Origin of the sequence: Microcoleus sp. B7-D4, assembly GCF_036705125.1 — a bacterium.
Taxonomy (GTDB): domain Bacteria; phylum Cyanobacteriota; class Cyanobacteriia; order Cyanobacteriales; family Microcoleaceae; genus Microcoleus.
Genome location: NZ_JAUBTT010000099.1, coordinates 1 through 22,519 on the forward strand (window position 1 = coordinate 1; position 22,519 = coordinate 22,519).

Here is a 22,519-nt window from a genome sequence, read left to right on the forward strand (position 1 = left end):
TGCGTTGGGGGCGGGAATGGGTGCGGGCAAGATTCCTTGCCACCACAGACGGCGCTCAGTTGCGAATGCTGATAGAGAAAGTGGGCGGCGTCTGGGATGAGACGCTTGCATGGCCGCATCAAATCCGCTGGGAGGGAGGTGCATCATGCTAGAAATTACGCAGCAATCCCGATCGCCCGTACAGATCGACCCCGCCACCCACGCCGAATGTTTGGGCTTTGTCCGAGATGCCATTGCCACCGCCGATCGACAAACAGCTCTGGACATCAAAAACGTATTAGCCGAGGTCTGTCAGCGGGGACACGCTGATCGAAACGCAATCTGGGCCGCCCTATCCGACACCGAACAGCAGCAATTCAAGGAACTGCTACTCCCAGCAGCCCACCACTTCGCCAAGAGAATCAAACAGGCGATCGGCTGGAATTCGCCCGGAGTTGCCCTGGGTATTGATTGCGATTTGGAGGACGCGATCGACCGTGGTGAAGTGGTGGCGGCGGATGTGGTGGAGGTTGTCGGCGATCGGCACTTCCTAGATTTTCAGGAATTGGTCGCGCGTTGCCCAAAATATTTTACCGAAATCCCCGCACCGTCGATCGAAGCCACCACCAAAAAATTAGCTAATTTTGGTGTGCCCTAAAGTCAGGCGTTTGCAGTATAAAGTCAGGCGTTTGCAGTATAAAGTCAGGCGTTTGCAGGTATTTGTAGGGGCTGCATTTTACCTGCATTTACCTGAAAATATCCTGCAAATGCCTGCATTTTCCTGTCCCTTTACTGCTTTTTTGTGCAAGGACTGCCTTTGCTTGTTGAGGCTGGTTTTGGCTGTTCTCTCTCAGTAGCAAGCAATGTTTTTGTGATCACAAACCGTGACTAATACGTGCAGACAAAAAATATCTACCCCCCATCAATATTGAGCATATTGCTTACCCGCAGTTCAAACCTTATTGATATGGAATCAGTTTCGATTCGCGAGTCGCTACTGAAGCGTCCATGCCTCAATAAGAGCGGTAAGGTATGGGACAGGGACGGCGAACTATTTTTTTGTGGGAATATATTAGCGATCGCTCCTTACGGCAAGAGATTGCTGCTTGTATTAATCAGGTGGTGAATTATAACCGCCATTAATAGGTGGAAGTTGAGCGACTGCTGTAAACCGACCGACTGCTGTAAACCGAGTCAGGCGGTAAATTTTTATCCGACTGTCAAGCTCGATCGGACAATAACAGTTTAGCCGATTGCAAAGCGCGAGTCCGACAACAGCAATTTATGCAACTGCCAAGGCTGACATAACGGCTACTGTGTTGCCAATTTTCTCACACTTGCTCAACTTGATTTTTAATTCAATTCCGATGCCGGAACTTGACTATTAAGTCAATCCAGTCTTTGTTAAAAACGCTAAAAAATTAGCTAATTGTTGTGGAGCGCTAAAGTCAGGCAAGTGCAGTATAAAGTCAGGCGTTTGCAGTATAAAGTCAGGCAAGTGCAGGTATTTGCAGGGGGTGCACTTTACCTGCATTTACCTGAAAATATCCTGCAAATGCCTGACTTTTTCGGTCAAATTACTGCTTTTTTGTGCTGTTCGTGCCATAACCTGTTGGGACTGGTTATGGCTGTTCTCTCTCGGTAGCAAGCAATGGTTTTGTCCGTACAAAACCTTATTTATTACTTTTAAATAAAAACGATGCACCCTTATGAATGGGGCATCCTAAGTGCAAGGCGATCGCGCTCTTGCTGGCTATCGGACGAACGATTCCCTCGCCATCATCGACATCAGCCGGTTGCTTCGCTTGCAAACAGGATAGCGGGCGCGCGATCGCGTCGGGCATTCGCCACCAATGCCGAACTGCACCAACTCGAATGCGTCGTGGGATGGGGTACAGCCGAGATACTTGCAAAATAGGACATGATATTAAGAAACGTAACAAATAAGCCCCTACGTAGCTTTCGAGGAAGCTTGCAAGCACAAAAGCATCCTAAATTGGCTGACTGTTCAACCCAGTTTGATAAGGCAGAGTATAAGTTATACTCTGCCTTCGTACAGACCCCAAAAGCGGAAATCTTTTACTGCTAAACGTTTCAGGCTCTGCTACTTCAAGTCATTCTGTCTTATATTTACAAAACTTTACGTCATGGCCTATTTTGCCCGTATCTCGATACTGTTGGCGAAATATTTCTTAACATTCTTGGCGATCGCAAGAGGTATCTGTTTGGTCATAAATAAGTTATGCGCTCTATAAACAGGATCGGGCTATGTTACCTAAACCCACCCTCATTACACCAATTCCAGAACTCACAGTTCGCGTTGCCCAAGCAGCCTTCCCTAAAGGCAACACCTTTATGCTCATGCGCGACGCCTTGGGTACTATCTTCACAGATGGGGATTTTGCTGAACTCTTTCCCGACAGAGGTCAACCTGGCTTATCTCCGTGGCGACTAGCTCTAGTAACTATCATGCAATTTGTCGCAGGTCTGTCTGACCGTCAAGCCGCAGAAGCAGTGCGGAGTCGAATTGATTGGAAATATGCACTCTCTCTAGAATTAACTGACCCAGGCTTTGACTTCTCAGTGTTGTGCGAGTTCCGCCAGCGTCTAATTGATGGTAGTGCTCAAGAGATTATGCTAAATAAATTACTGTGTAAATGTCAGGAACTGAGCTTATTAAAACCTCGTGGTCGTCAACGCACTGATTCGACAAATATAGTAGCCGCTATCCGAGATTTGGGGCGTTTAGAATGTATTACTGAAACCCTACGCTATGCTCTTAATGCTGTAGCTAAAGTTGCCCCAACCTGGTTATCCAATTTAGCCTCTCCTGCATGGTACGAGCGTTACTCTAAGCGCGTTGAGGAATCTCATCTGCCGAGAAAGCCGATGGAACGGGAAGAATTCGCATCTCTAGTGGGGGCTGATGGCTTCAAGTTAATGGAAGCTATATATAGTAGCAAGGCACCGCCCCAATTGAGGCAGTTATCCGAGGTACAGACCTTGCGCCAACTATGGCTACAACAGTTTTATGCACCGGAGTCCACAGTCCGTCTACGTTCACAAGAAGATCGTCCTCCTTGTGTGCAGCAGATTCGCTCACCTTATGACATGGAAGCCCGTTACGGGACTAAGAGAACTACGCACTGGACGGGATATAAGGTTCATCTGAGTGAGAGCTGTGATGAAAATTCACCTCGGTTGATCACCCATGTAGAAACAACTAATGCTCCTGTAGGAGACCAACTCGCCACACCCATCATCCACCAAGCTCTACAAAACAAAGAACTCTTACCTCAACAACATCTGGTTGATGCGGGTTATACCAGCGTATCTCTGATGGTTAGTGCCCAGCAGGAGTATGAGGTTGAACTGTTTGGACCAGTGCCTAATAATCATCATTGGCAGGCAAAGGCTGAACAAGGCTTCGATACTAACAACTTTAATATTGATTGGGACAAGAAAGTGGTGTACTGTCCAATCGGCAAAACCAGCCAACGTTGGAAGCCCAGCCATGACGCCAATGGAAATTCTACAATTTATATCGCTTTTGCCCAAAAAGATTGTCTGGTATGTCCTGTCCGAGACCAATGCACCCGTTCCTTAAAAACTGGTCGTTCGCTAACACGGAGGACACAATCAGATTGGCAGGTTCTACAGCAAGCCCGCGCCTATCAGCAGACGGATGAGTTCAAAGCGATTTATGCCCACCGGGCCGGAATTGAGGGTACTATATCCCTGGCAGTGCGGGCATTTGAACTACGCCGTTGTCGGTACATTGGTCTTAAAAAGACCACATTGCAGCATATCATCACCGCCGCTGCGATTAATGTAGTACGTTTGACGGCCTGGCTGCGAGGAGAGCCTTTGGCTCAAACCCGTAAATCATCGTTCGCCCAACTAGCACCCGATTAATTAAAGCTGTTTACAGGTATGTCAAACCAGTTAACAAGTATAAATCGGCATCAGGGCTGCTGAACAAAGCTGTTTACAGGTTTATTAGCTGTAAACTTGTTTATCATAAACTTGTTTACGACTTTTTCGACTCTGATGCCCAAACCTAAAGGCGGGAGAGGTAAGAAAGCTCCCTACGACACAAAGCTGGCACGTATCCCAGTTCCCCTTGCTGAACAAATTAATCAGTTGGTGGAACGCTATCAAGAATATATAGCTGAAGGTGGTGAGCCACTTTCTCCTCCGATTTTGCTTTTTGAGAAACCTGTTAACAAGATTAATCCCCGCTCCGATAAACCTGTTAACAACTTAAACTCACTACCCAAACCATTTCCGAATGCTGAGGAGCTACTCAATAAACTACGAGGGCATAACCAGAAAAGCAAAGCTACTTATCTAGATGTAAAAATATTGCTCGCTTTTCTGACATCTTCTACGGAGTCACCACAGGCAGAAGATTAGATCTCCTTAACTTATTTATGACCAAACAGATGCCTCTTGGCGATCGCCAAGAATGTTAAGAAATATTTCGCCAACAGTATCGTATCTCGGCTATACCCCGGGATGCCCTGCTTGATCGTAAAGGCGGCTGTCCTGTACACTCGCTCGCGTGAGTCGATATTGAAGCCAAGAGCGAGTGTACAGCGGGCGTCAAAATCCAAACAGCGAGCGAGTCAAACTTTCTCTTCAAGGCTTCCCAGAGTGAGCGTGAGCTAACTCCAAATTGCAACAATTCCTATGGCACTTTTGCAAAAACCATAAAAACCATAAATTGATCATTTTTACCCCCCTATAACGTCTATTTGACATGGCTTGCTATGCGACTAGCGCACTAACTAGGAGGATTTAAGAGGTGTTGGAGTACAAAAAATCTATTTAAAGGCAGCGAAAGTTAATTTAACTTAATTAAGTTTTGTGAAATTTGGAGGAAAATTTAGGATTTTTGAGGGACAAGTAGGAGATATTAGGAAAAAAGAGGAAATAAGAGGAAATATAAGGGTTAAAATATAAAGCTTTTTGTAGCCCTCAGTAACAATTGTAGTGTTGTTTTTTCTTACAAAAAGTTGCACCCTCTGTGTGGAGGATGCAGCTTGCGCTTATTGCTGGCAGGCATTACTTCTTAGAAGAACCTGACCTTTGTAGTAGTCGTAACATCACTGGCATTAGTACCTGAATCAGCGAGGCAACAGAGCAGATGAAGATAGCGAACACTCTGCATGAGCATTCTGGCAGCCCGAAAAAAATACTCTTCCACTTCACTTCTCTTATACAAAAGTGCGTTAGCACTGCATTCAATCAAACTCGGCTCCATGCACTGCTAGAGGAAGATGGTACGTTACAATAAGTAAGTCGGTACAGTACAGATAACGCTTTTGCGAGTTTTATACCGCAACGTCTTTAAAAGCAGCACCTTTCAAAATATAGAGACAATATGACCTTACCTGGTGGACCAACTGACAAACTAGGCAACCGTTATGAAGGTTGGTGGACTGTGTTTTGCATGGTTGAGGTCATGCAAGAGAAAGCCGATTCCATTCGTCTGGAACCACCAGGCATAGACGGCATAGAGTTCTGGCTCCACCGAAATGGCAGATTTGAGTATCACCAAGTTAAGCGGCAAAATAGTAAGTTAGGACGCTGGTCACTAAGTGCATTAGAAAGCAAAAACCCAAAAATTGAAGTATTATCAGCTTTCTGGAAGTATCTCAACGATCCAGAAGTGTCATGTGTTTTTATTTCATCTCAAGATGCAAATGACTTAAGCATCCTAGCTGAGAGGGCAAACGGTGCTGCGTCATGGCAAGAATTCGATCAGCAGTTCCTGAAAGCTCAAGAAAAACGTACTGATTTTCAAAAGCTTTGCCAGTCCTGGGGAAACTGTCCCCAAGAACAAGCTTTTGAAGCACTCAAGCGCATTGAAGTTAAACCTTTTGGGGAAAAACCCCTCCTCACCACAGTTGAAAGCCTATTAGCACTCTTAGTAGAAGGTGATCCAGTAACTATTCGGATTGAGCTAGCTGACTTCGCAGCTAATGAGATTCATCATCAACTGACGACACATGATATCTGGCATTATTTGCTGGAAAAAAGAGGCTATCGCCGTCGCGAGTGGGGCAAAGATCCTCACGTTTTGGCTGCCGTCGATAAAGCTAACGATCACTACCTCTCTCGTTTACATAAAGAAGCGATTGCAGGAAAAGTAATCCCCAGAAATGAGGTAGACACTATTGTTGCTCGGCTCACCTCGTCAGACGATAAGCCTGGTGTATTAGTTGTAGGTGAAGCTGGAGTGGGCAAAAGTGGCGTTATTCTCCAAGCTGTGGAAGCACTTCGTAAAAAAGGTATACCATTAATCGCTTTTCGTGTAGATCGTTTAGACTCAACTAACTCACCCGATCGAGTTGGAGAACAGTTGGATTTACCTGGTTCTCCAGCTCATGTTCTCGCTAACATTGCACAGGGACGTGATTGCGTCCTAGTTATCGATCAGCTTGATGCGGTGAGTAAGGCTTCTGGTAGCAATCCTGATTTTTTTGAATGTTTAGATCGGATCATCGACCAAGCTAAAGCCTATCCACAAATGCGTTTACTGTTAGCTTGTCGCAAGTTTGACCAAGATTATGACTACAGATTTAAGCGTTTAACGGGTGAGAATGGAATTGCTGAGACGGTGACAATTAATCGCTTATCTCATGAGAAAGTGCGAGAGGTTGTTGCAGAACTAGGATTAGAAGCAAGGTTACTAAACAATAATCAATTAAAGCTGTTATCCATTCCTCTGCACCTGAGATTGCTAGCAGAAGTTGCAGAAGGTTCAAAACCTCACGTGCTCAATTTTAGGACAGCTAAAGATCTATATGATAAATTCTGGGATGATAAGAAGGATAGTATCGACGCACGGGGGAATTCTGAGAATTGGACAGATGTGATATACACCCTCTGCGATTATATGAGTAAAAAGCAGAGGTTATCTGCTCCTAAAGCTCGTGTGGATGCATATGGAAAAACTGCTGAATTAATGGCATCTGAACACATCCTGGTTTCAGATGGGCAGCAGTATTCGTTTTTTCATGAAGGTTTTTTTGACTATGCTTTTGCACGTCGATTTGCAGGTAAGGATGAAGAACTATTAAATTTTTTAGGGAGTGGGGAGCAGCAACATTTATTTCGACGCGCTCAAGTTCGGCAAATTTTGGTTTACGAGCGGGATGCAGAGCGCGATCGCTATCTTGCTGACCTCCAAGCTTTAATTACTAGCCCGAACGTCCGCTTTCACATAAAGAAGGTAGTATTTGCCCTGCTTGCAGCGCTAGATGACCCCACACAAGAGGAGTGGGAGATTATTGCCCCGCTAATAGATAATCAAACCGATCCTATCACGCAACAAGTTTGGCAAACTTTGCGTAGTTCTGTTCATTGGTTTCAACTGCTAGACTCACTAGGATTAATAGAAAAGTGGCTCAGGAATGATAGCGACGAGCGTATTGAGCAAACGTTAATACTGTTATCTATTATGCAGAGGCAAATACCAGATATAGTCGCTGAGTTAGTAGAGCCTTTTATAGGTGTATCAGAAGCATGGCACAATCGACTCAACTACTTCATACAAAGTTCAAAACTTGTTACTGAGCGTCGCTTTTTAGACTTTTTCTTGCGCCTTATTCATGCAGGAATACTTGACCAACCACCAGGGAAAATTGATCCCACTCGCGACTTTTGGATGCAAATTTATTCTTTACCTCAACAGCGTCCAGACTGGGCTTGTGAAGCTATTAGCTACTATTTCAATCGGTATTTAGATTTAAGTGTCGCGGCTGGACAACCCAATCTGTTTGATCGCAACTCTAGTGTCCTACCTCAAAGCCAATTTTACGAAAAAATTTTAATGGCAAGTGCTCGTAATGCTCCTAGAGCTTTTATTGAACACTTACTCCCTTTCATGTTTCGCGTGATAGAGTTCACATCTAACCGGGAAAATAATCCACCTTGGCATGATTCAGTTTGGTATTACCGACATTATGGTAATGGTTATGACATTGCTCATGCCTTATTAAGCGGTATGGAAATGGCACTATCTAATTTTGCTGCGAACCATCCTGAAGATTTTTCTATCCTCGCAGAACAGCAACTTCGTAACTCCAATTTTGAAACAATCCAGTTTTTGTTGATTCGTGCCTACACTGCGAATGGAGAAAGATTTGCAGATGAAGCGGCTGCTTATCTGTGTGAACAGACAGCACGACTTCAAACAGGATATACAATTTGTAGTGAGGGTAGTGCAGGAGCTTCCTTCTGGGCAACTCGCCAACTCTTACAGGCAATTACTCCACACTGCTCTAACGAGCATTTAGCAATGCTTGAGACGGCGATCTTAAACTATTATTCTGAGTGGGAAAGAAGGTCTGGTACGCACTCTTCTTACGGTCATGCACAGTTTGTTTTACTTGAAGGTATTACTTCCTCTCGGCGCTCAGAATCAGTTACCCGTCGGCTACAAGAATGGCAGCGAAAGTTTGATAGACAGTCAGTAGAAGCACCGAAGCCAATTGTGGCAAGCTTGGTTGGTTCTCCCATACCAGAATTGGCAACGCAAAAGATGACTGATGAGCAATGGTTGAGAGCAATTAAGGTCTATGACTGGCATGGCTTGGACTTCAACAAAGGCCGGCCTCTTGTAGGTGGGGCTGGCCAGTTATCACATCTTCTAAAAAAGCAAGTGAAGATTGATCCCAAACGTTTTGCTGCATTAGTTAGCCAGTTTCCAGATGATACCCATCTAAGCTATTTTGAGGCAGTCTTACGGGGCATTGCTGATATTAGCGAGGATATAGAAACTATAATCCATTTATCTAAGCAACTTTTTGCTGCATTAATTAGCCAGTTTCCAGATGATACCCATCCAAGTTATTTTAAGGCAGTCTTACGGGGCATTGCCGATCTTGGTGTGAATATAGAAACTGATATTAGTGTGGATATAGAAACTGCTATTGGTACGGTATGTAAGCATTGCCACCAATTACCCAATCATCCTTGCGGTCGTTGGATTAGTTGGCTGATTGGGAAATTAGCTGATTTACCCTGGTCTGAAGATGCTTTTGATATTGTAACTTGGTATGCCTTAAACGACCCTAATCCAGAGCAAGAGTCGTGGCGCACTGAGACTTCCAGTGGACAGGTTTACTACGGTGGTGATATTCAGAATGCGGGAATTAATTCTACACGAGGTAGTGCTGTAAGCGCGATCGCTAAACTAATTTGGGCGGACAAAAATCGCGCCTCTTATTTTCGGCAACCTCTCGAACAGATAGTTCAAGACTCTTCGATTGCTGTTAGAGCCTGTGCTGCTGAAGCACTAACAGCAATGTTGAATTATGACCGAGACTTAGCTGTTAGCTTATTTCAGCAACTTTGCGATACCGAAGATGTACTTCTAGGAACTGAGAATATTGAGTATTTCTTGCGCTCTGCTTTACAAACCCATTTTGAGTTGCTGGTATCAATTATTGAACGGATGATTACCTCTGAGTTACCAGCAGTAATAAAAGTTGGGACTAGGCAAGCCTGTTTAGCATCTCTAAATATTGAAGACGCACGTTTGCTGGCAGAACGTTGCCTTTCTGGTACAGAAACTCATCGAATGGCTGCTGCTGAGATATTTGTTGCTAACTTTCGTCAAGGACTCTTTCGTGAATTTTGTGAAAACGCATTAATTAAGCTTTTCCATGATTCGAGTGAACAAGTGCGTTCTCAAGCATCTAGCTGCTTCTTACATTTTGAAGGAGAAGAACTGGGGGATTATATCAGTTTAGTCGAGGCATTCGTTGATAGTCCCGCCTTTTCTACTGACGACAACAACTTAATTGATGCCTTGGAAAAGACAACCGCTAAACTTTCAGATGCGGTAACTTATCGAGTTTGCGATCGCTTTCTCGAACGCTTGAGATCCGATGATTCTGATGTTCGCCAACGTGCAGGCATTAAGGCAAAAGAAGTTAGTAAATTACTCCTGAAATTGTACAGTCAAAGTAAAGACAAAGAGTTACAGTTGCACTGTCTTGACCTGATTGATTTTATGGATCAGATGGAAGTTTTTGGATTAGCGGAGGCGCTAACGGAATATGAAAGATGAAAGCAATTATCTCAGCTTTACCCCAAAAGGCTTAATTTTTACCCGATATTCAACTGTGCCAATCGCTCAAATTGCTCCTAATGTTGTGGCAACTCTCGATTAGTTCTGCTTGCTCAAGTGTGAAAGTACAGCTTGCTATAAATGTTACCACTTTTGAGCCTCTGCTACAATTGCTTAAATTTGGGGAGTGTAGAGCTTGCTGTTAAATTATTAAATAAGTCTTAAGCGTACCGAGACAGGAAAAAACCTCAAAATTAACTTTTTAGGACTGAGTTTTCATGATTTTTTTTGCATAAATTTGCATAAATTTGAGTTTTTGTGAGTTTTTTTGAGCAAAACTATGCAAGCTCATCTTGAATTGTTAACCCGATTTGGGGCCGTGTTAGCTACAAAAAACTCAAAAATGTGCAAATTTATGCAAATTTATGCAAATTTATGCAAGCTGGGAAACTAAGGAAAAAGCAGAGATGAGCGATAGCAAGCAATGTTTTTGTGATCACAAACCTGACTTTTATGTGCAGAGAGGAAAATAATGCACCCTCCTTTTGCGGAACCCTAACCGTAAGGTCGGGTTTAATACTTTTTTAAGCTTTAATGACAACTGTAACTATTTGTACTACGATTCAAGTTGAATATTATACAGCTATAAAAAATTAGCTTTTGCTTGCTGAAGTCGAGGCTACCGTCATTACACCCAAAAAGGATTATCCCCTTGCCTGCTGTCGTGAGCAATCCCCGATCGAATTAGGAAACTTGCACAAAAAGCAGGAATGGGTGGTAGCAATAGCAATGGTGGGCGATATATTTATACAGATGCGAGGAAAGTTACAGCCGAGTGAATGAAATGGATGGTGCGATCGCAAATCGCTCGCTCCTACAACCGCTTTCTCAGCACAAGCGATCGCTGTACTCCCGAAATAGCTCACGCCCTTCAACGAGCGCCGAACATTAAATTAAAGTCGCCACATCTCGATTATTCGCTATTCGCGAATGTAGAATAAAGGAAAGAAAGCGATGCCCAAGGCTGGCTGAGCCTACGAATAAAGCTATGCTCAAACCGCAAGATATCCTTGCCATACTCAAAGTCCACAGTTGGGAAAAAACAACCTGGACTTACAGCACCCTCGCTCAAAGCTTAGGCATGAGTGCCTCAGAAGTTCATGGCGCTCTTTCTCGATGTGCAGCAGCAGGTCTCTATGATGGCGAAAATCGCAGGATTTTGACGCAAGCGCTACTAGAGTTCTTAGTTCACGGGCTGCGCTATGTATTCTACGCCCAACCCGGCCCCTTAAGTCGGGGACTGCCAACGGCGCATTCGGCTGAGCCCTTGAAAAGTAAGCTGATTGCCTCACCGTCTGAGGTTTATGTCTGGCCTGACCCTCAAGGTGTCGTCAGAGGGCAGGCGATCGCACCCCTGTACCGTTCAGTCCCCTAAGCGGCTAAAAACGATCCAGAACTTTACGCCTTGCTTAGCCTGATTGATGCGCTGAGAGTAGGTCGAGTGCGGGAACAGCGTTTGGCGGTTAGCGAACTTGAAAACAGGCTCGTTACCCTATGAACCCGCAGATATTGATGCTAGACATCGCACAGCTAAATTCCCTCGCTCGCACTTCCTCCTAAAAAAATAGAAAACCAGGAGCAATTGTAGCTCCCGGTATTAGTTGATCCAATTCCGTTGTTTTTATTCAAACTTAATTGCCATTAGTAAGAGAGAAATTTGCCTCACTCAGTCACTTCAACTACGTACTCAGTTCATCACCCTTGCAGTTGAACCAATAGTTAACACTTAAACCAATAGTTAACACTTAAACCAACAGTTATTGATTCGTTGCTTCCAGAGCAGGTGTAACTGGAACTTCAGCAATTTCACCCAAATTAATCTTGACTACTTGATTACGAGCTTCAGCTACTTTGGGCAGCGTTAGCGTCAAGATGCCATCTTTATATTCAGCCGTAACTGATTCATTTTGAATGTGTGCGGGCAATCGCAGCACCCGATGGAATTTACCGTAGCGGAATTCAGAGCGGAAATAGCCAGATTGCTCTTCTTTTTGTTCATAGCGATGCTCGCCAGAAATGGCAACTGCTTCACGAGTTACTTGAACATCGATGTCTTTGGGTTCAATTCCCGGCAATTGCGCTTTTAATACGAAATTATCCCCTGCATCTGCCAATTCAACAGCCGGCTTCCATGTTACTTCCGTTTCTGCTTGAGTCTCTGTCAGTGAGTTAAACACTTGGTCAAGATGGCGACGGAATGTTTCCATTGAAGTGTTGGGCGTAAAATAGCGAATCAACATAATCTGTCACCTCAAAGATTGGTAAAGCTTTATTAGCTGGTTGTCAGTCTTGCTTATTGCTTACAGTTACATTATGGAGCTTTCTCCTTGGTAGCAGAAGTCAGGAAAACCCAACTTAACTTGTAGTAGTTGCCAGAATTAGAGACCATAATTAGGAGCAATTGGCATTGAAGAAAACCGTACTTAGTTATTCGTAGAAACCGACATTGCTTGCTATCAACCGATTTCGCAATGACTGTGCCTACTTTCTGCAAACCACTTTTGCACTCTCCAACGGGCAAATGTACGTAGTCAAAACTAACGCTCCATTCTGTTACAGAATAGCTAGCAACCCAACCCCAGCGACCATTATCCCAGCAGCGAACATTAACGGTTCCTCCGACTGGCCCAATCGCATACAAAGGCGTGTACATTGGTGTTGCCACGTCAGTTCCAAGGTGCATCGAACTGCAACCGGGACATGGTGATTTACGAGGCCCAAAGGCGCTGCTAATACGATATCCTGCAATGGTGTCTCCGAATTGTGGAAAAGTTGCCCATTTTCCGCTAAACTTGGGGGTATTGTTGGAATTAATGCGGTTAATGCGAGCAGTTTCGGATCACCCTGATGCAATTGTTGCCTGTTGATTATTAGTGGCTAATTGAACTGTTTGACCTGATTGAACTGTTGGCCCTGATTGTGCTAATTGAACTGTTTGCACAGCTTGCCGAGCTGAAGTCCAGGCTAACGCCTGTCGTCTCTAAAAACGAGGACTCCAAAAGGGCTAATTTTTAGCCGATGTTCCCCTGTCCCTCCTACGCCAACTCCTTCCGCGCGATCGCTGTGGAGAAAACTAATTTGATGAATACCCTAGAACTGGTTGTTAGAGAAGGTAGGGGTTGTCCGTAAGAGTTTTAGTCTTAGCGTCACTTTTCGCACACCTAGTTTGTATCTGCCGATTTGATGCGAGCGCACAACAAAAACAACTGATAAAATTAAAGTAAAGGGGGCAATTATGGATAGTATAGAATTTGCGAAAGCTTCCGGCTTAGAACCCGAAGATTTAGTGGGATTAGAAACCAAAGATTTAGCAATGTTAGACCCGGTGGAATGGGGCGAGTATAAGCGGAAGTTCACACCATGCGAGGACTTTCCAACTTTCAAGCACTTGATGAAGCAGTACGCGGTAGTGATGCGGAAAATATTTAGTATTCAACCTTTGGCGCAGGTAATGCGATCGCTACTAGCCAATTTCTAAGTTCTTTAGTAATGCAATTTGACTCTAATTATGGCAATCGCGGGCAAGTTAGAACTAACAATTAAAATCAACGCATACCCAGATAGCGTAAGGATAGGCAAAGACGATTCGAGGCAATTTGAGGTCGATTGCGACGGTCAAATAATCACAATCCAACTCAAACTAAAAGCTTCAAAAAGCTCGACGAAGCCAAAGCTAACTACCCGATGTGGGTTGCTGCAATCACCGGGAAAATGGGAGAGGCAACACCTCAAGGTTTTATATTGGCAGACCCCGCACTCCAAGTGTTTGAAAAAAAAGCCAAGGAACCAAAAGCCGATGTAGAAGCTGTTAGCGGCTTTTGAGTAGCAATCTTGCCCCAATGGACGTTAAGGCTGAAACTATTGTGTAGTGAGTTTTTCAAGCTTAGCGTAATTTTGCCAGTTGGGGCACGGTGATACCAGTTATAATTATTCAATCAAGTATTAGTTAGAGGTTTTTGTATGACCAACGTTTTATGTATTGGAGGCTCTACTTTGAATCGGGACTGTCAACCAGGAATTATAGAAGATTTAAAAATGTCTGGTATTTTTAAAAACAACTGGGCAGTTATTATTGCTATACATAAGTATTTGTTAATGTATGACCAATTATCATTATGCAACAAAACTGTATTTAGAGAGAAAAGAAGAACTGATCTTTGTGAGGCATTTGCGGGGCTAAATTTTGTTTTGCTTGAAGCAAGTGGCGAGTATACAGTGAAGCCAGGAGACATATATATACTCCCGGATAGTCTGTATTATAAGAAGAATCCAGATGATGATAATCTTATTTATTTAAAGATTCAAATCTTTATGAAAAAAGATAATCTTGTTATAAACGTATCAGAAGTTGTTAGAAAAATGATTAATTCCAATTCTCACTTTTCTGAAGAAAGTGTAATACGTGAAGAGGAAAGTGCAGGTGAAAGTGTGTCTAATTCTTGTGCTGAGGATCAGTCCATACCTGATCTAGAAGACTTACCTCATATAGATGACGTAATGACACAAATAGCGCACAATAATCGAGAGCAAACGGCTGGGTTACTTCTAGCTGGAATGGGGGATGATGGTGCAGAAGGAATGTTAATAATACATCAGCAAGGAGGGGTTACAGCAGTACAAGCACCAGATAATTGTATACGTCCCCCAGAATACCCGGATAGAGATAACGGTGAAATGCCCCGTAAGGCGATTGATCTAGCTAATCAAACAGGATTTTCACATGACATTATCTGTCTTCAGGAGCAAGGACAGGAATCATGCTTAAGACAATGGCTAACAACTTTACATGATAAAAATAGGTAACGCTTTACCTATTTTAGGTAACTTTACCGAGTAAGTTACCTAAACCTATGTAACTCTTTACCCATTCGCTCTGTAACTGCGGTAAATTTATCGAAAAGTTACGTAGGGATTAGTAGGTAACTATGGGTAAATTAGCGACTGTGCGCCGGGGGATTGCCGAACTTCCCAACGGCACAACAATGGAAGTGGGCTTGTCGCAGTGGTTTGACTGGCTCCAAGACCCCGACACCAAATCGTTTCGCGTAGAAGACGGTGACGGCTTCACTTGCCGGAAAGAATCGGGAGGGTTCTGGTACGGTTACAGAAAAGTTGAGAGCAAGTTACATAAGCGTTACCTAGGAAAGTCTGTAACTTTGAACCTGGCGAGACTTACTGAAATTGGGGATTTGTTGGCGATTCCTACTGAACCCAAGCCCAAGTTACCGAGCAAAATGGGTAACTTGCCCAGTCAGGAGTTACTCACCCAATTAGGTAACTTGGAGGCAGAGAACGCCGCACTAAAGGCAGAATTAGAAGCGATAAAATCTGAGAGGGGATATCTGGCAGACTTCAAGCGGATACAGAAGCAAACCGAGCTTGAGGAGCGCAACAGGGAACTAACCTTAAAAGTGGGAGTTGAGCGCAAGGCTAAGGTCGAGGCTCAAACGGAACTGGAGAGACTGCGGCGGGATTATGGGATTGCTAAAGCTCAATTGTACGAAGCGCGGTGTGAACTAGAGGAACTAAAATCACCCGACACAGCAGACGCGATGGCTACACCACTAATAACACCAGTAGAGTTAAAATCACCTGACACAATTGATTACAGAACTTTTGGCATCAGGGAATTGAAGGCGGCGGCAAAGGCAAAACGACTCAAGAATTACGGCACTATGAACAAAGCCGAACTCATACGAAAATTAACCAAATTTTGACACTTAAAAACGCTAAAAACCTTACAGGGCAATATATCGAGGGGGTCAACGAAAGAATAGAGCTTTGCTAAAGGCAGAGTTTGAGGAGCGCAACCGGGAACTTGAAAGGGAACTGGCAGAAGTGCGATGGCGAAACGCCGCGCCGAAGGCATCGCAACTTTCTACCCAGACTGAGCCGCAAGAGTCCGAAATTATGGACTGGCCAGACGCGGCGGACTTGCTCAATCAACTCAAAAGCGATCGCAAAAAGTCCAGGGCAGATTTGGCAGATGTAGAGGCGATTTTAGAACTGTTGCCAGAGATGCCACAACAATCACAGCCACAGCTACCCGATTTGTATGCAGCAAGGGATAAGCTTTTTGAGATGCCCTCTGTGGGCGGCTGGAAGTTTGATTCGGGAGAGAAGCGCGATCGCTTCTATGTTTTTGCTGAGGCTCTAATTGCAGAGACCTCAAAACTCAATCCAAATTACACCCTGATTGACCGCCTGCAATCTGACCTCAAGCAAGCGACGGAACGGTGCGACGGATACGGCAACCAGTTGAGAGAAAAGACAGAAACCATTCGCAAGCTGGAGGCAAAACTAGGGCAACGAAAGTTTTTACGGTAGTTTTGAAACGCAAAAAACCGACTACGGGAACGCACCTTAGTCGGTTTCTTGTTTTGTTTTCTGTCAAGCTATTGACTTAATTTTACCATGTCGAGTTTGCTGTTAATTTGTTAAATAAGTCTTAAGTGTACCGGAACGGTAAAAAACGTCAATTTTAACTTTTTAGGACTGAGTTTTCGTGAGTTTTTAGCTGTTTTTCGCTGTTCTTTCTGAGAATGTGCGAGTAAACTTGTGCAAGCTCAGCTTAATTGTTTGCTAATTTTGGGGGCTTATTCGTAGCAAAAACCGCATGAGAACTCAAACTTATGCAAATAGGAAGCTTGCACAAAAAGCAGGAATGAGTCGTAGCAAGCAATGTTGGGAGATATATTTATATCGGTAAAGGAAAGTTGTGGCTAAGTTTTCTCAAACTTATAGTGCTCACGCTCCTACCTACAACGGCTTCAAGCAACCGGGGCGAGCGCTGTATTCGCGAATAGGCTCTTGCCCTTCAACGAGCGCGCCCGCAGTCAATTAAAGTCGCCACACCTTAATTATTCGCTATTCGCGAATGTAGAATAAAGGAAACCATGCGCTCGCTCATCCGCTATGCTAAAACCCCAAGATATCCTTGCAATACTCAAAGTCCACAGTTGGGATTCAACGAACTGGACGTACAGTTCTCTCGCTCAAAGCTTGGGCATGAGCGCATCAGAAGTTCATGCTGCCCTTGAGCGTTCTGAAGCTGCCGGTCTGTATTATGGCTCCGAGCGGAAAATTTTGAAGCAAGCGGTGTTGGAATTCCTGGTTCACGGGTTGCGCTATGTATTCTACGCCCAGCCAGGCCCCCTCTCGCGGGGATTGCCAACTGCACATTCTGCTGAGCCGTTGAAAAGCAAGCTGGTTGCCTCACCGTCTGAGGTTTACGTCTGGCCTGACCCTCAAGGTGTCGTGAGAGGGCAGGCAATCGCGCCTCTGTACCGCTCAGTCCCCCAAGCTGCCAGTAACGATCCAAAACTTTATGCCTTACTCAGCTTGATTGACGCTATTCGAGTTGGTCGGGTGCGGGAGCAACGTTTAGCTGCTAGCGAACTTGAAAAGAGGATCGTCGCTCTATGAATCAGCAGATATTCATGCTGGAAACAGTCGCCCGGGTACTCTCTCAAGTACGCACTACCATCGTTTTCACAGGAGGAGCAACGATATCCCTGTATCTGGACGAAGTGGCGGCTCCTGATATTCGACCTACCGATGATGTTGATTGTGTTGTTGAAATCACATCCAGAGCTGAATATTACCACTTCTCGAACTTGTTGCGAACCCTTGGGCTTCAAGAGAGTACAGAATCAGGCGCACCCCTATGTCGCTGGCAATATGAGGGCATTTCAATTGATGTGATGCCGTGCGATGAGTCGGTACTGGGGTTTTCTAACCGCTGGTACAAGCCAGGTATTGCTAATTCTATTCGCTACAAACTTCCAAGTGGTAGGCAAATCCTAATTTTTTCAACGCCTTACCTCCTCGCCTCCAAAATAGAAGCTTTCACGGGTAGAGGCGCAGGTAACTTTTATTTTAGTTCTGATATTGAAGACATCGTGGCATTGCTTGACGGGTGTTTTAGTTTGTTCGAGGAAGTGCAGCAAGCTGACGAAGAAGTGAAAGCATTTTTATCAGAATGGTTTCGAGCCGAGCTTGCAAATCTGTGCTCCATCGCGCCTGCTTTCCTCTCACCCGTTGCTAAAATTTCAGGTCGCACTCGCTTGCTATTGGAAAGAATTGAAAGGCTGGCGATGGTAGTTTAGTAGTTGACTGTTAGAAATTATACTCTGCCTTATCAAACTGGGTTGAACAGTCAGCTAATTTAGGATGCTTTTGTGCTTGCAAGCTTTCTCGAAAGCTACGTAGGGGCTTATTTGTTACGTTTCTTAATATCATGTCCTATTTTGCAAGTATCTCGGCTGTACCCCTACTAGGAGAACTTTACCAGCAAGAGCAATGAACAGGCTTATGCAGTATTGCGATAGTTGAAGAAGTTCGTCATCTCTGGAACAAAACCCCTCTATTTTGTATAATTTTACCTAAGTTTTTTATCAGTAAATGCTCAACTAAACGGTTGTGCTATTCGTCAAAATTGAGATATAAAAAACCAATAGCATTGGAGTTTGAATGTGATTTTTGATAAAGATAAATCCCAAATTCGCTCGTTAAATAGTCCTTATAATTTCGCTCTGGTAAGACGGATCATCCTTAATGCGATCAACCAAGAAATAACTTTCCAGCATAGCCTGCGACAAAAAATTAAACGGGCTGCGATGAACAATGACTATATAATACAAATCTTCAAATGCTTTCGTCAAGCATGATTGAGGTGCTCTTACCCTGCTTGTAATTAATGAGAATTGTCGGCAGCGTGCGATCGGATAGCTGAACAGTTACCAAAATTTGGTATGATATTATTCAAATATTTATCCTACAACCATGTCTGAATCCCGAAGACTTGAGGAAGCCGTAGACTTTGCCGACAATTCAGAGCCGCGCTGTCCCTGTATCCTGTTACTAGACGTTTCCGGCTCTATGGGCGGCGCACCCATTAAAGCCTTAAATGATGGATTACACATCTTCAGAGACGATCTGAATAAAGATGGCTTAACCAAAAAGCGCGTTGAAGTAGCTATTGTGACTTTTGAGAGTACGGTAAAGGTGGTTCAGGATTTTGTAACTGCCGATAAGTTTCAGCCACCAACCCTAGATGTAGGAGGAGCAACCTACATGGGAGCTGGAATTGACAAAGCTTTAGACATTCTTCAAGCGCGAAAAGCCTCGTATAAGGCAAATGCAATCAATTATTATCGCCCTTGGATATTTATGATTACAGATGGTTCACCCAGTGACAATGAAGTTGTCAATCGGGCGGCCCAACGGATTCGGGATGAGGAAGCTAGAAAAAAAGTTGCTTTCTTTGCTGTGGGTGTAGAAGGGGTGAATATGACTCGCCTCAGTCAAATTGTCGTCCGCCCACCTATGAAGTTAACAGGGCTGAATTTTGAGGAGATGTTCCAATGGCTGTCAGCTAGTATGAGTGGAGTATCTCATTCTCAATTAGATGAACAAGTTCCCCTGCAAAAGCCCGGATGGGGTTCTGTTTGATGAAGTACGAAGTTTAGTTTAAGCCGATCGCATCCCATATTTAAAATCTTTTTCAGCGGAAGTATAAAGCCGAATTTTATTTTAAATTAAGGAAGATGTTTCGGGTGCTCCACCGCGTCAAACATCGAAAACTGGACTTAAGCATGGGATTCCAGAAACCGGGTTTTTTACGAAAAAACTTTGTTAGAGCATCGTAGACTGAGTAAAAACCCGGTTTCTTTGGTCGGGGTGCGTCCAAAACGGAAGGAAATATAGATGATTCCGTTACATCCTCAGTTTATTACCAAAAACGGTAAAAAAGAATTTGCAGTGATACCTTACGAAGAATTTGCATCACTTCAAGAATTAATTGCTAATGTGGAAGATTTGATGAATTTGAGGGCGGCAAAAGAGGAAGATGCAGATCGGCCTTCTGTGCCGTTAGCAGAGGTAAAAAAAATGTTAGGATTGTAGAGGGTTGTGGTGGGGATTAGTATGCAAGTCAAGCGTCAGTCTAATGGACAAGTGATTACTCTAGGGCCGTGGTTAGGTGGTGGTGGTGAAGGGGCAATTCACGAATTCCCTCCAGATGCGTCACTGGTGGCGAAAGTTTATCACGCCAACAAGCTAAAAGATATTGATAGTGACAAACTTCGAGTAATGTTGACTAACCCCCCTGATGACTCAGTAGCAAAATCTCACGGGTGTGTCTCGATTGCTTGGCCGGTTGATTTACTACTTTCTATCAATGGTCATCAGCAAATCATTGGCTTCCTCATGCCGCGAGTGCCGAAGCAGCAAGTGCGACCCATCCACGATTACTACACCCCTAAAACTCGCCGTGAGGAAAATCTCGGTTTTAATTACCTCTCCTTGCACCGCACGGCGCGAAACTTTGCAGGCGCGATGAGTGCTTTACACGCGAAACAGTATGTCATTGGTGATGTGAATGAGTCGAATATCTTGGTTTATGACACAGCGATGGTAACGCTGGTAGATACGGATTCCTTTCAGGTTCGTGATTTCCAACAGGGCAAAGTTTATCGCTGTCCGGTGGGGAAAGCGGAGTATACACCCCCGGAACTTCAGGGTAAGACGTTTTCAGATTATGATCGCACCCCGGAACATGATTTGTTTGGGTTAGGGGTGTTGATTTTTCAGTTGTTGATGGAAGGGATGCACCCCTTTGCGGCAGTGTATCAAGGAACAGAGGAACCACCACCAATGGAGACGCGGATTTTAGCAGGGCATTTTCCCTACGGAACCAAGAAAGTGCCTTATCGCCCTGGGCCAATGGCATTAAAGTTTGATGTGTTGCATCCGAGGCTGCGGGAGTTGTTTGTGTACTGTTTTGAGGATGGGCATAATAACCCCCAAGGGAGGCCTGATGCGCGGACTTGGGTGAAGGCATTAGATGAAGCAGAAAAGGCTTTGGTGACTTGTGGGGTGAATTCTGAGCATCGGTATGGGGGACATTTGAGGGATTGTCCTTGGTGTCAGAGGACAAAACTTAACAAGGGACGCGATCCGTTTCCGGCAATGTCAGGGGGACAATCTCATATTCCTGTCCAAATCCCTTTGCCCCCTGCAAGCAAATCCAAACCTGTCACTTCGCCGACACCTACTCTGACTCCTGCTCCTACCGCGATTCCTTATCAGCCGATTCCTACCGCAACACCTACACCTCCATCTGGGAATATCCCTTCACCTAACACCACAAGGCGCACTTTTTTAGAATTGGCGGGTTTTGCCGGAGGCGGGTTTATTGTTGCTGTGCTCAGTCAAACTCTTTGGAATAAATCTACTCCTTCTGCTAATAACTCATCCCCATCGCGATCGTCTAACCAGTCAGCATCTCCTTCATTATCCCCAGAAGAGCCGCTCCTTCAACCTTTACCGGAAAGCCCATCGCCAAAACCACCCTCAAATTCTTTAAAAACATTTCAATTTCAAACAGTAACGGTTAATTCAAGGGGGCAAATCGCCAACACCCGCCAAGAAGAAGCCAAGTTTTTTACAGAAAATCTCCCCGGTGGCATCACTATAGACATGATCGCAATTCCTGGAGGCAGTTTCGTGATGGGTTCCCCCAGTACGGAAACAGGACGATATGACTATGAAGGACCACAGCATAATGTCACTGTAGCCCCTTTTTTCATGGGAAAATATGAAGTCACTCAGGCACAATACAAAGCGGTGATGGGAAATAACCCATCTGATTCCAAAGGTGCGAAACGTCCTGTGGAAAGTGTAAGTTGGAATGACGCTGTGGAATTCTGCCGTAAACTTACTCAAAAAACAGGGAAGACTTATCGCTTACCATCGGAAGCGGAATGGGAATATGCTTGTCGCGCGGGTACAACAACACCTTTCTATTTTGGGGAAACAATTACGTCAGATTTAGTTAATTGTGACGTCCGTGATCCCTACGGTTCTGCACCCAGTGGACTTTACCGCGGACAAACAACAGATGTGGGGAGTTTTCCGCCCAATGCGTTTGGTTTATACGATATGCACGGCAATGTTTACGAATGGTGCAGCGATAAATGGCATGGTAATTATAACGGCGCACCGACTGACGGAAGTTCTTGGGAAACTGGAACAGATAATGACCGGGTGCTGCGTGATGGTTCCTGGAACTACAATGTGGTCTATTGCCGTAGTGCCAATCGTAGCAGGAGTTTGGCGACCAGTCCCAGCCACGGGAACTTCGGTTTTCGGGTTGTGTGTGTGTAGCTGCGTGGACTTCATAGCTCTTGACACTTTTGCCCTTTTGTGCTATGCACTTCTTTCTTTTACAGTTGGGTTGTCGGCAGAGGCGACTCGATTTATTTTCGCTCAAATCACTGTTGAGACTGCTAAGTAGTAGGGTTCGTCGCCCGAAACAATCTGTAAATCAAATCAACAATCTCACAGCGACGTACCGCGAGAGTCAGTCATATCAAATCCGTCAGCATCCGCCCT

The 22,519-nt window shown here is 44.5% G+C and carries 22 protein-coding genes; 19 read left to right on the forward strand and 3 right to left on the reverse strand.

The window, feature by feature from the left end; all coding sequences use genetic code 11:
* Nucleotides 1–145 precede the first annotated feature (145 nt).
* The 3 genes from QUB12_RS30005 (at nt 146) to QUB12_RS30015 (ending at nt 1,624) form a co-directional block, all read left to right on the forward strand.
* Nucleotides 146–637: a hypothetical protein gene (locus QUB12_RS30005; protein WP_333145246.1), complete on the forward strand. Its 492-nt coding sequence runs from the start codon at nt 146–148 to the stop codon at nt 635–637.
* Between the two features lie 10 nt (nt 638–647).
* The gene (locus QUB12_RS30010; RefSeq protein ID WP_333309707.1) at nt 648–836 is read left to right on the forward strand and encodes a hypothetical protein; all 189 of its coding nucleotides are present in this window, start codon (nt 648–650) and stop codon (nt 834–836) included.
* Nucleotides 837–1,435: 599 nt separating this feature from the next.
* The gene (locus QUB12_RS30015; RefSeq protein ID WP_333309710.1) at nt 1,436–1,624 is read left to right on the forward strand and encodes a hypothetical protein; all 189 of its coding nucleotides are present in this window, start codon (nt 1,436–1,438) and stop codon (nt 1,622–1,624) included.
* Nucleotides 1,625–1,652: 28 nt separating this feature from the next.
* Here QUB12_RS30015 and QUB12_RS30020 read toward each other — a convergent pair whose 3' ends face one another.
* The gene (locus QUB12_RS30020) at nt 1,653–1,961 is read right to left on the reverse strand and encodes a hypothetical protein (protein WP_333309711.1); all 309 of its coding nucleotides are present in this window, start codon (nt 1,959–1,961) and stop codon (nt 1,653–1,655) included.
* A gap of 286 nt (nt 1,962–2,247) precedes the next feature.
* On the opposite strand from QUB12_RS30020, the gene QUB12_RS30025 reads away from it, so the two are divergent.
* The 6 genes from QUB12_RS30025 (at nt 2,248) to QUB12_RS30050 (ending at nt 11,498) form a co-directional block, all read left to right on the forward strand.
* The gene (locus QUB12_RS30025) at nt 2,248–3,894 is read left to right on the forward strand and encodes an IS1182 family transposase (RefSeq protein ID WP_333152722.1); all 1,647 of its coding nucleotides are present in this window, start codon (nt 2,248–2,250) and stop codon (nt 3,892–3,894) included.
* A 135-nt stretch (nt 3,895–4,029) separates the two neighbouring features.
* Nucleotides 4,030–4,395, forward strand: a complete 366-nt coding sequence (locus QUB12_RS30030) for a hypothetical protein (protein ID WP_333152724.1) — start codon at nt 4,030–4,032, stop codon at nt 4,393–4,395.
* A 970-nt stretch (nt 4,396–5,365) separates the two neighbouring features.
* Nucleotides 5,366–10,063, forward strand: coding sequence for a hypothetical protein (locus QUB12_RS30035; protein WP_333309714.1), 4,698 nt, complete (start codon nt 5,366–5,368; stop codon nt 10,061–10,063).
* A gap of 660 nt (nt 10,064–10,723) precedes the next feature.
* Nucleotides 10,724–10,906 carry a hypothetical protein gene (locus tag QUB12_RS30040; protein WP_333309717.1) on the forward strand — a complete coding sequence of 61 codons (183 nt, stop codon included), beginning with the start codon at nt 10,724–10,726 and terminating at the stop codon, nt 10,904–10,906.
* Nucleotides 10,903–11,064 (forward strand): hypothetical protein, encoded by a 162-nt coding sequence (locus QUB12_RS30045; RefSeq protein ID WP_333309720.1) that lies wholly within the window; start codon nt 10,903–10,905, stop codon nt 11,062–11,064. Before QUB12_RS30040 ends, QUB12_RS30045 begins: the two co-directional genes overlap by 4 nt.
* Before the next feature lie 47 nt (nt 11,065–11,111).
* The gene (locus QUB12_RS30050; protein WP_333309722.1) at nt 11,112–11,498 is read left to right on the forward strand and encodes a hypothetical protein; all 387 of its coding nucleotides are present in this window, start codon (nt 11,112–11,114) and stop codon (nt 11,496–11,498) included.
* A 382-nt stretch (nt 11,499–11,880) separates the two neighbouring features.
* Here QUB12_RS30050 and QUB12_RS30055 read toward each other — a convergent pair whose 3' ends face one another.
* Together QUB12_RS30055 and QUB12_RS30060 are read right to left on the reverse strand one after the other, a co-directional pair.
* Nucleotides 11,881–12,363: an Hsp20/alpha crystallin family protein gene (locus QUB12_RS30055; protein WP_333309724.1), complete on the reverse strand. Its 483-nt coding sequence runs from the start codon at nt 12,361–12,363 to the stop codon at nt 11,881–11,883.
* A 71-nt stretch (nt 12,364–12,434) separates the two neighbouring features.
* The gene (locus tag QUB12_RS30060) at nt 12,435–12,806 is read right to left on the reverse strand and encodes a hypothetical protein (protein ID WP_333309727.1); all 372 of its coding nucleotides are present in this window, start codon (nt 12,804–12,806) and stop codon (nt 12,435–12,437) included.
* A gap of 552 nt (nt 12,807–13,358) precedes the next feature.
* Between QUB12_RS30060 and QUB12_RS30065 the strand changes: the two genes are divergently transcribed.
* The 10 genes from QUB12_RS30065 (at nt 13,359) to QUB12_RS30110 (ending at nt 22,291) form a co-directional block, all read left to right on the forward strand.
* Entirely contained in the window at nt 13,359–13,601 is a 243-nt protein-coding gene (locus QUB12_RS30065; protein ID WP_333309730.1) for a hypothetical protein, read from the forward strand.
* 128 nt (nt 13,602–13,729) lie between these two features.
* The gene (locus QUB12_RS30070; RefSeq protein ID WP_333309732.1) at nt 13,730–13,945 is read left to right on the forward strand and encodes a hypothetical protein; all 216 of its coding nucleotides are present in this window, start codon (nt 13,730–13,732) and stop codon (nt 13,943–13,945) included.
* Between the two features lie 138 nt (nt 13,946–14,083).
* Complete coding sequence (locus tag QUB12_RS30075) at nt 14,084–14,926, forward strand: chemotaxis protein CheB (protein ID WP_333309735.1); 843 nt, start codon at nt 14,084–14,086, stop codon at nt 14,924–14,926.
* 122 nt (nt 14,927–15,048) lie between these two features.
* Nucleotides 15,049–15,840, forward strand: a complete 792-nt coding sequence (locus QUB12_RS30080) for a hypothetical protein (protein WP_333309737.1) — start codon at nt 15,049–15,051, stop codon at nt 15,838–15,840.
* A gap of 64 nt (nt 15,841–15,904) precedes the next feature.
* Nucleotides 15,905–16,450, forward strand: a complete 546-nt coding sequence (locus tag QUB12_RS30085; protein WP_333309740.1) for a hypothetical protein — start codon at nt 15,905–15,907, stop codon at nt 16,448–16,450.
* Between the two features lie 588 nt (nt 16,451–17,038).
* Nucleotides 17,039–17,548 (forward strand): hypothetical protein, encoded by a 510-nt coding sequence (locus QUB12_RS30090; protein WP_015179812.1) that lies wholly within the window; start codon nt 17,039–17,041, stop codon nt 17,546–17,548.
* Nucleotides 17,545–18,231, forward strand: coding sequence for a hypothetical protein (locus QUB12_RS30095; RefSeq protein WP_333309743.1), 687 nt, complete (start codon nt 17,545–17,547; stop codon nt 18,229–18,231). The genes QUB12_RS30090 and QUB12_RS30095 overlap by 4 nt, the downstream gene beginning before the upstream one ends.
* Nucleotides 18,232–18,907: 676 nt before the next feature.
* Nucleotides 18,908–19,576, forward strand: a complete 669-nt coding sequence (locus tag QUB12_RS30100) for a VWA domain-containing protein (protein ID WP_333145829.1) — start codon at nt 18,908–18,910, stop codon at nt 19,574–19,576.
* A 255-nt stretch (nt 19,577–19,831) separates the two neighbouring features.
* On the forward strand, nt 19,832–20,029 hold the full coding sequence (locus tag QUB12_RS30105; protein ID WP_333309745.1) for a type II toxin-antitoxin system prevent-host-death family antitoxin: 198 nt from the start codon (nt 19,832–19,834) through the stop codon (nt 20,027–20,029).
* A gap of 21 nt (nt 20,030–20,050) precedes the next feature.
* Nucleotides 20,051–22,291 (forward strand): SUMF1/EgtB/PvdO family nonheme iron enzyme, encoded by a 2,241-nt coding sequence (locus tag QUB12_RS30110; RefSeq protein ID WP_333309748.1) that lies wholly within the window; start codon nt 20,051–20,053, stop codon nt 22,289–22,291.
* The last annotated feature ends 228 nt before the right edge of the window (nt 22,292–22,519 follow it).

Bases quoted from the DNA above. Each gene is read 5' to 3' on its own strand.
- QUB12_RS30005 (WP_333145246.1), top strand. From the start codon at position 146: ATGCTAGAAATTACGCAGCAATCCCGATCGCCCGTACAGATCGACCCC.
- QUB12_RS30025 (WP_333152722.1), top strand. From the start codon at position 2,248: ATGTTACCTAAACCCACCCTCATTACACCAATTCCAGAACTCACAGTT.
- QUB12_RS30030 (WP_333152724.1), top strand. From the start codon at position 4,030: ATGCCCAAACCTAAAGGCGGGAGAGGTAAGAAAGCTCCCTACGACACA.
- QUB12_RS30035 (WP_333309714.1), top strand. From the start codon at position 5,366: ATGACCTTACCTGGTGGACCAACTGACAAACTAGGCAACCGTTATGAA.
- QUB12_RS30045 (WP_333309720.1), top strand. From the start codon at position 10,903: ATGAAATGGATGGTGCGATCGCAAATCGCTCGCTCCTACAACCGCTTT.
- QUB12_RS30050 (WP_333309722.1), top strand. From the start codon at position 11,112: ATGCTCAAACCGCAAGATATCCTTGCCATACTCAAAGTCCACAGTTGG.
- QUB12_RS30055 (WP_333309724.1), bottom strand. From the start codon at position 12,363: ATGTTGATTCGCTATTTTACGCCCAACACTTCAATGGAAACATTCCGT.
- QUB12_RS30060 (WP_333309727.1), bottom strand. From the start codon at position 12,806: ATGCACCTTGGAACTGACGTGGCAACACCAATGTACACGCCTTTGTAT.
- QUB12_RS30065 (WP_333309730.1), top strand. From the start codon at position 13,359: ATGGATAGTATAGAATTTGCGAAAGCTTCCGGCTTAGAACCCGAAGAT.
- QUB12_RS30075 (WP_333309735.1), top strand. From the start codon at position 14,084: ATGACCAACGTTTTATGTATTGGAGGCTCTACTTTGAATCGGGACTGT.
- QUB12_RS30080 (WP_333309737.1), top strand. From the start codon at position 15,049: ATGGGTAAATTAGCGACTGTGCGCCGGGGGATTGCCGAACTTCCCAAC.
- QUB12_RS30090 (WP_015179812.1), top strand. From the start codon at position 17,039: ATGCTAAAACCCCAAGATATCCTTGCAATACTCAAAGTCCACAGTTGG.
- QUB12_RS30095 (WP_333309743.1), top strand. From the start codon at position 17,545: ATGAATCAGCAGATATTCATGCTGGAAACAGTCGCCCGGGTACTCTCT.
- QUB12_RS30100 (WP_333145829.1), top strand. From the start codon at position 18,908: ATGTCTGAATCCCGAAGACTTGAGGAAGCCGTAGACTTTGCCGACAAT.
- QUB12_RS30105 (WP_333309745.1), top strand. From the start codon at position 19,832: ATGATTCCGTTACATCCTCAGTTTATTACCAAAAACGGTAAAAAAGAA.
- QUB12_RS30110 (WP_333309748.1), top strand. From the start codon at position 20,051: ATGCAAGTCAAGCGTCAGTCTAATGGACAAGTGATTACTCTAGGGCCG.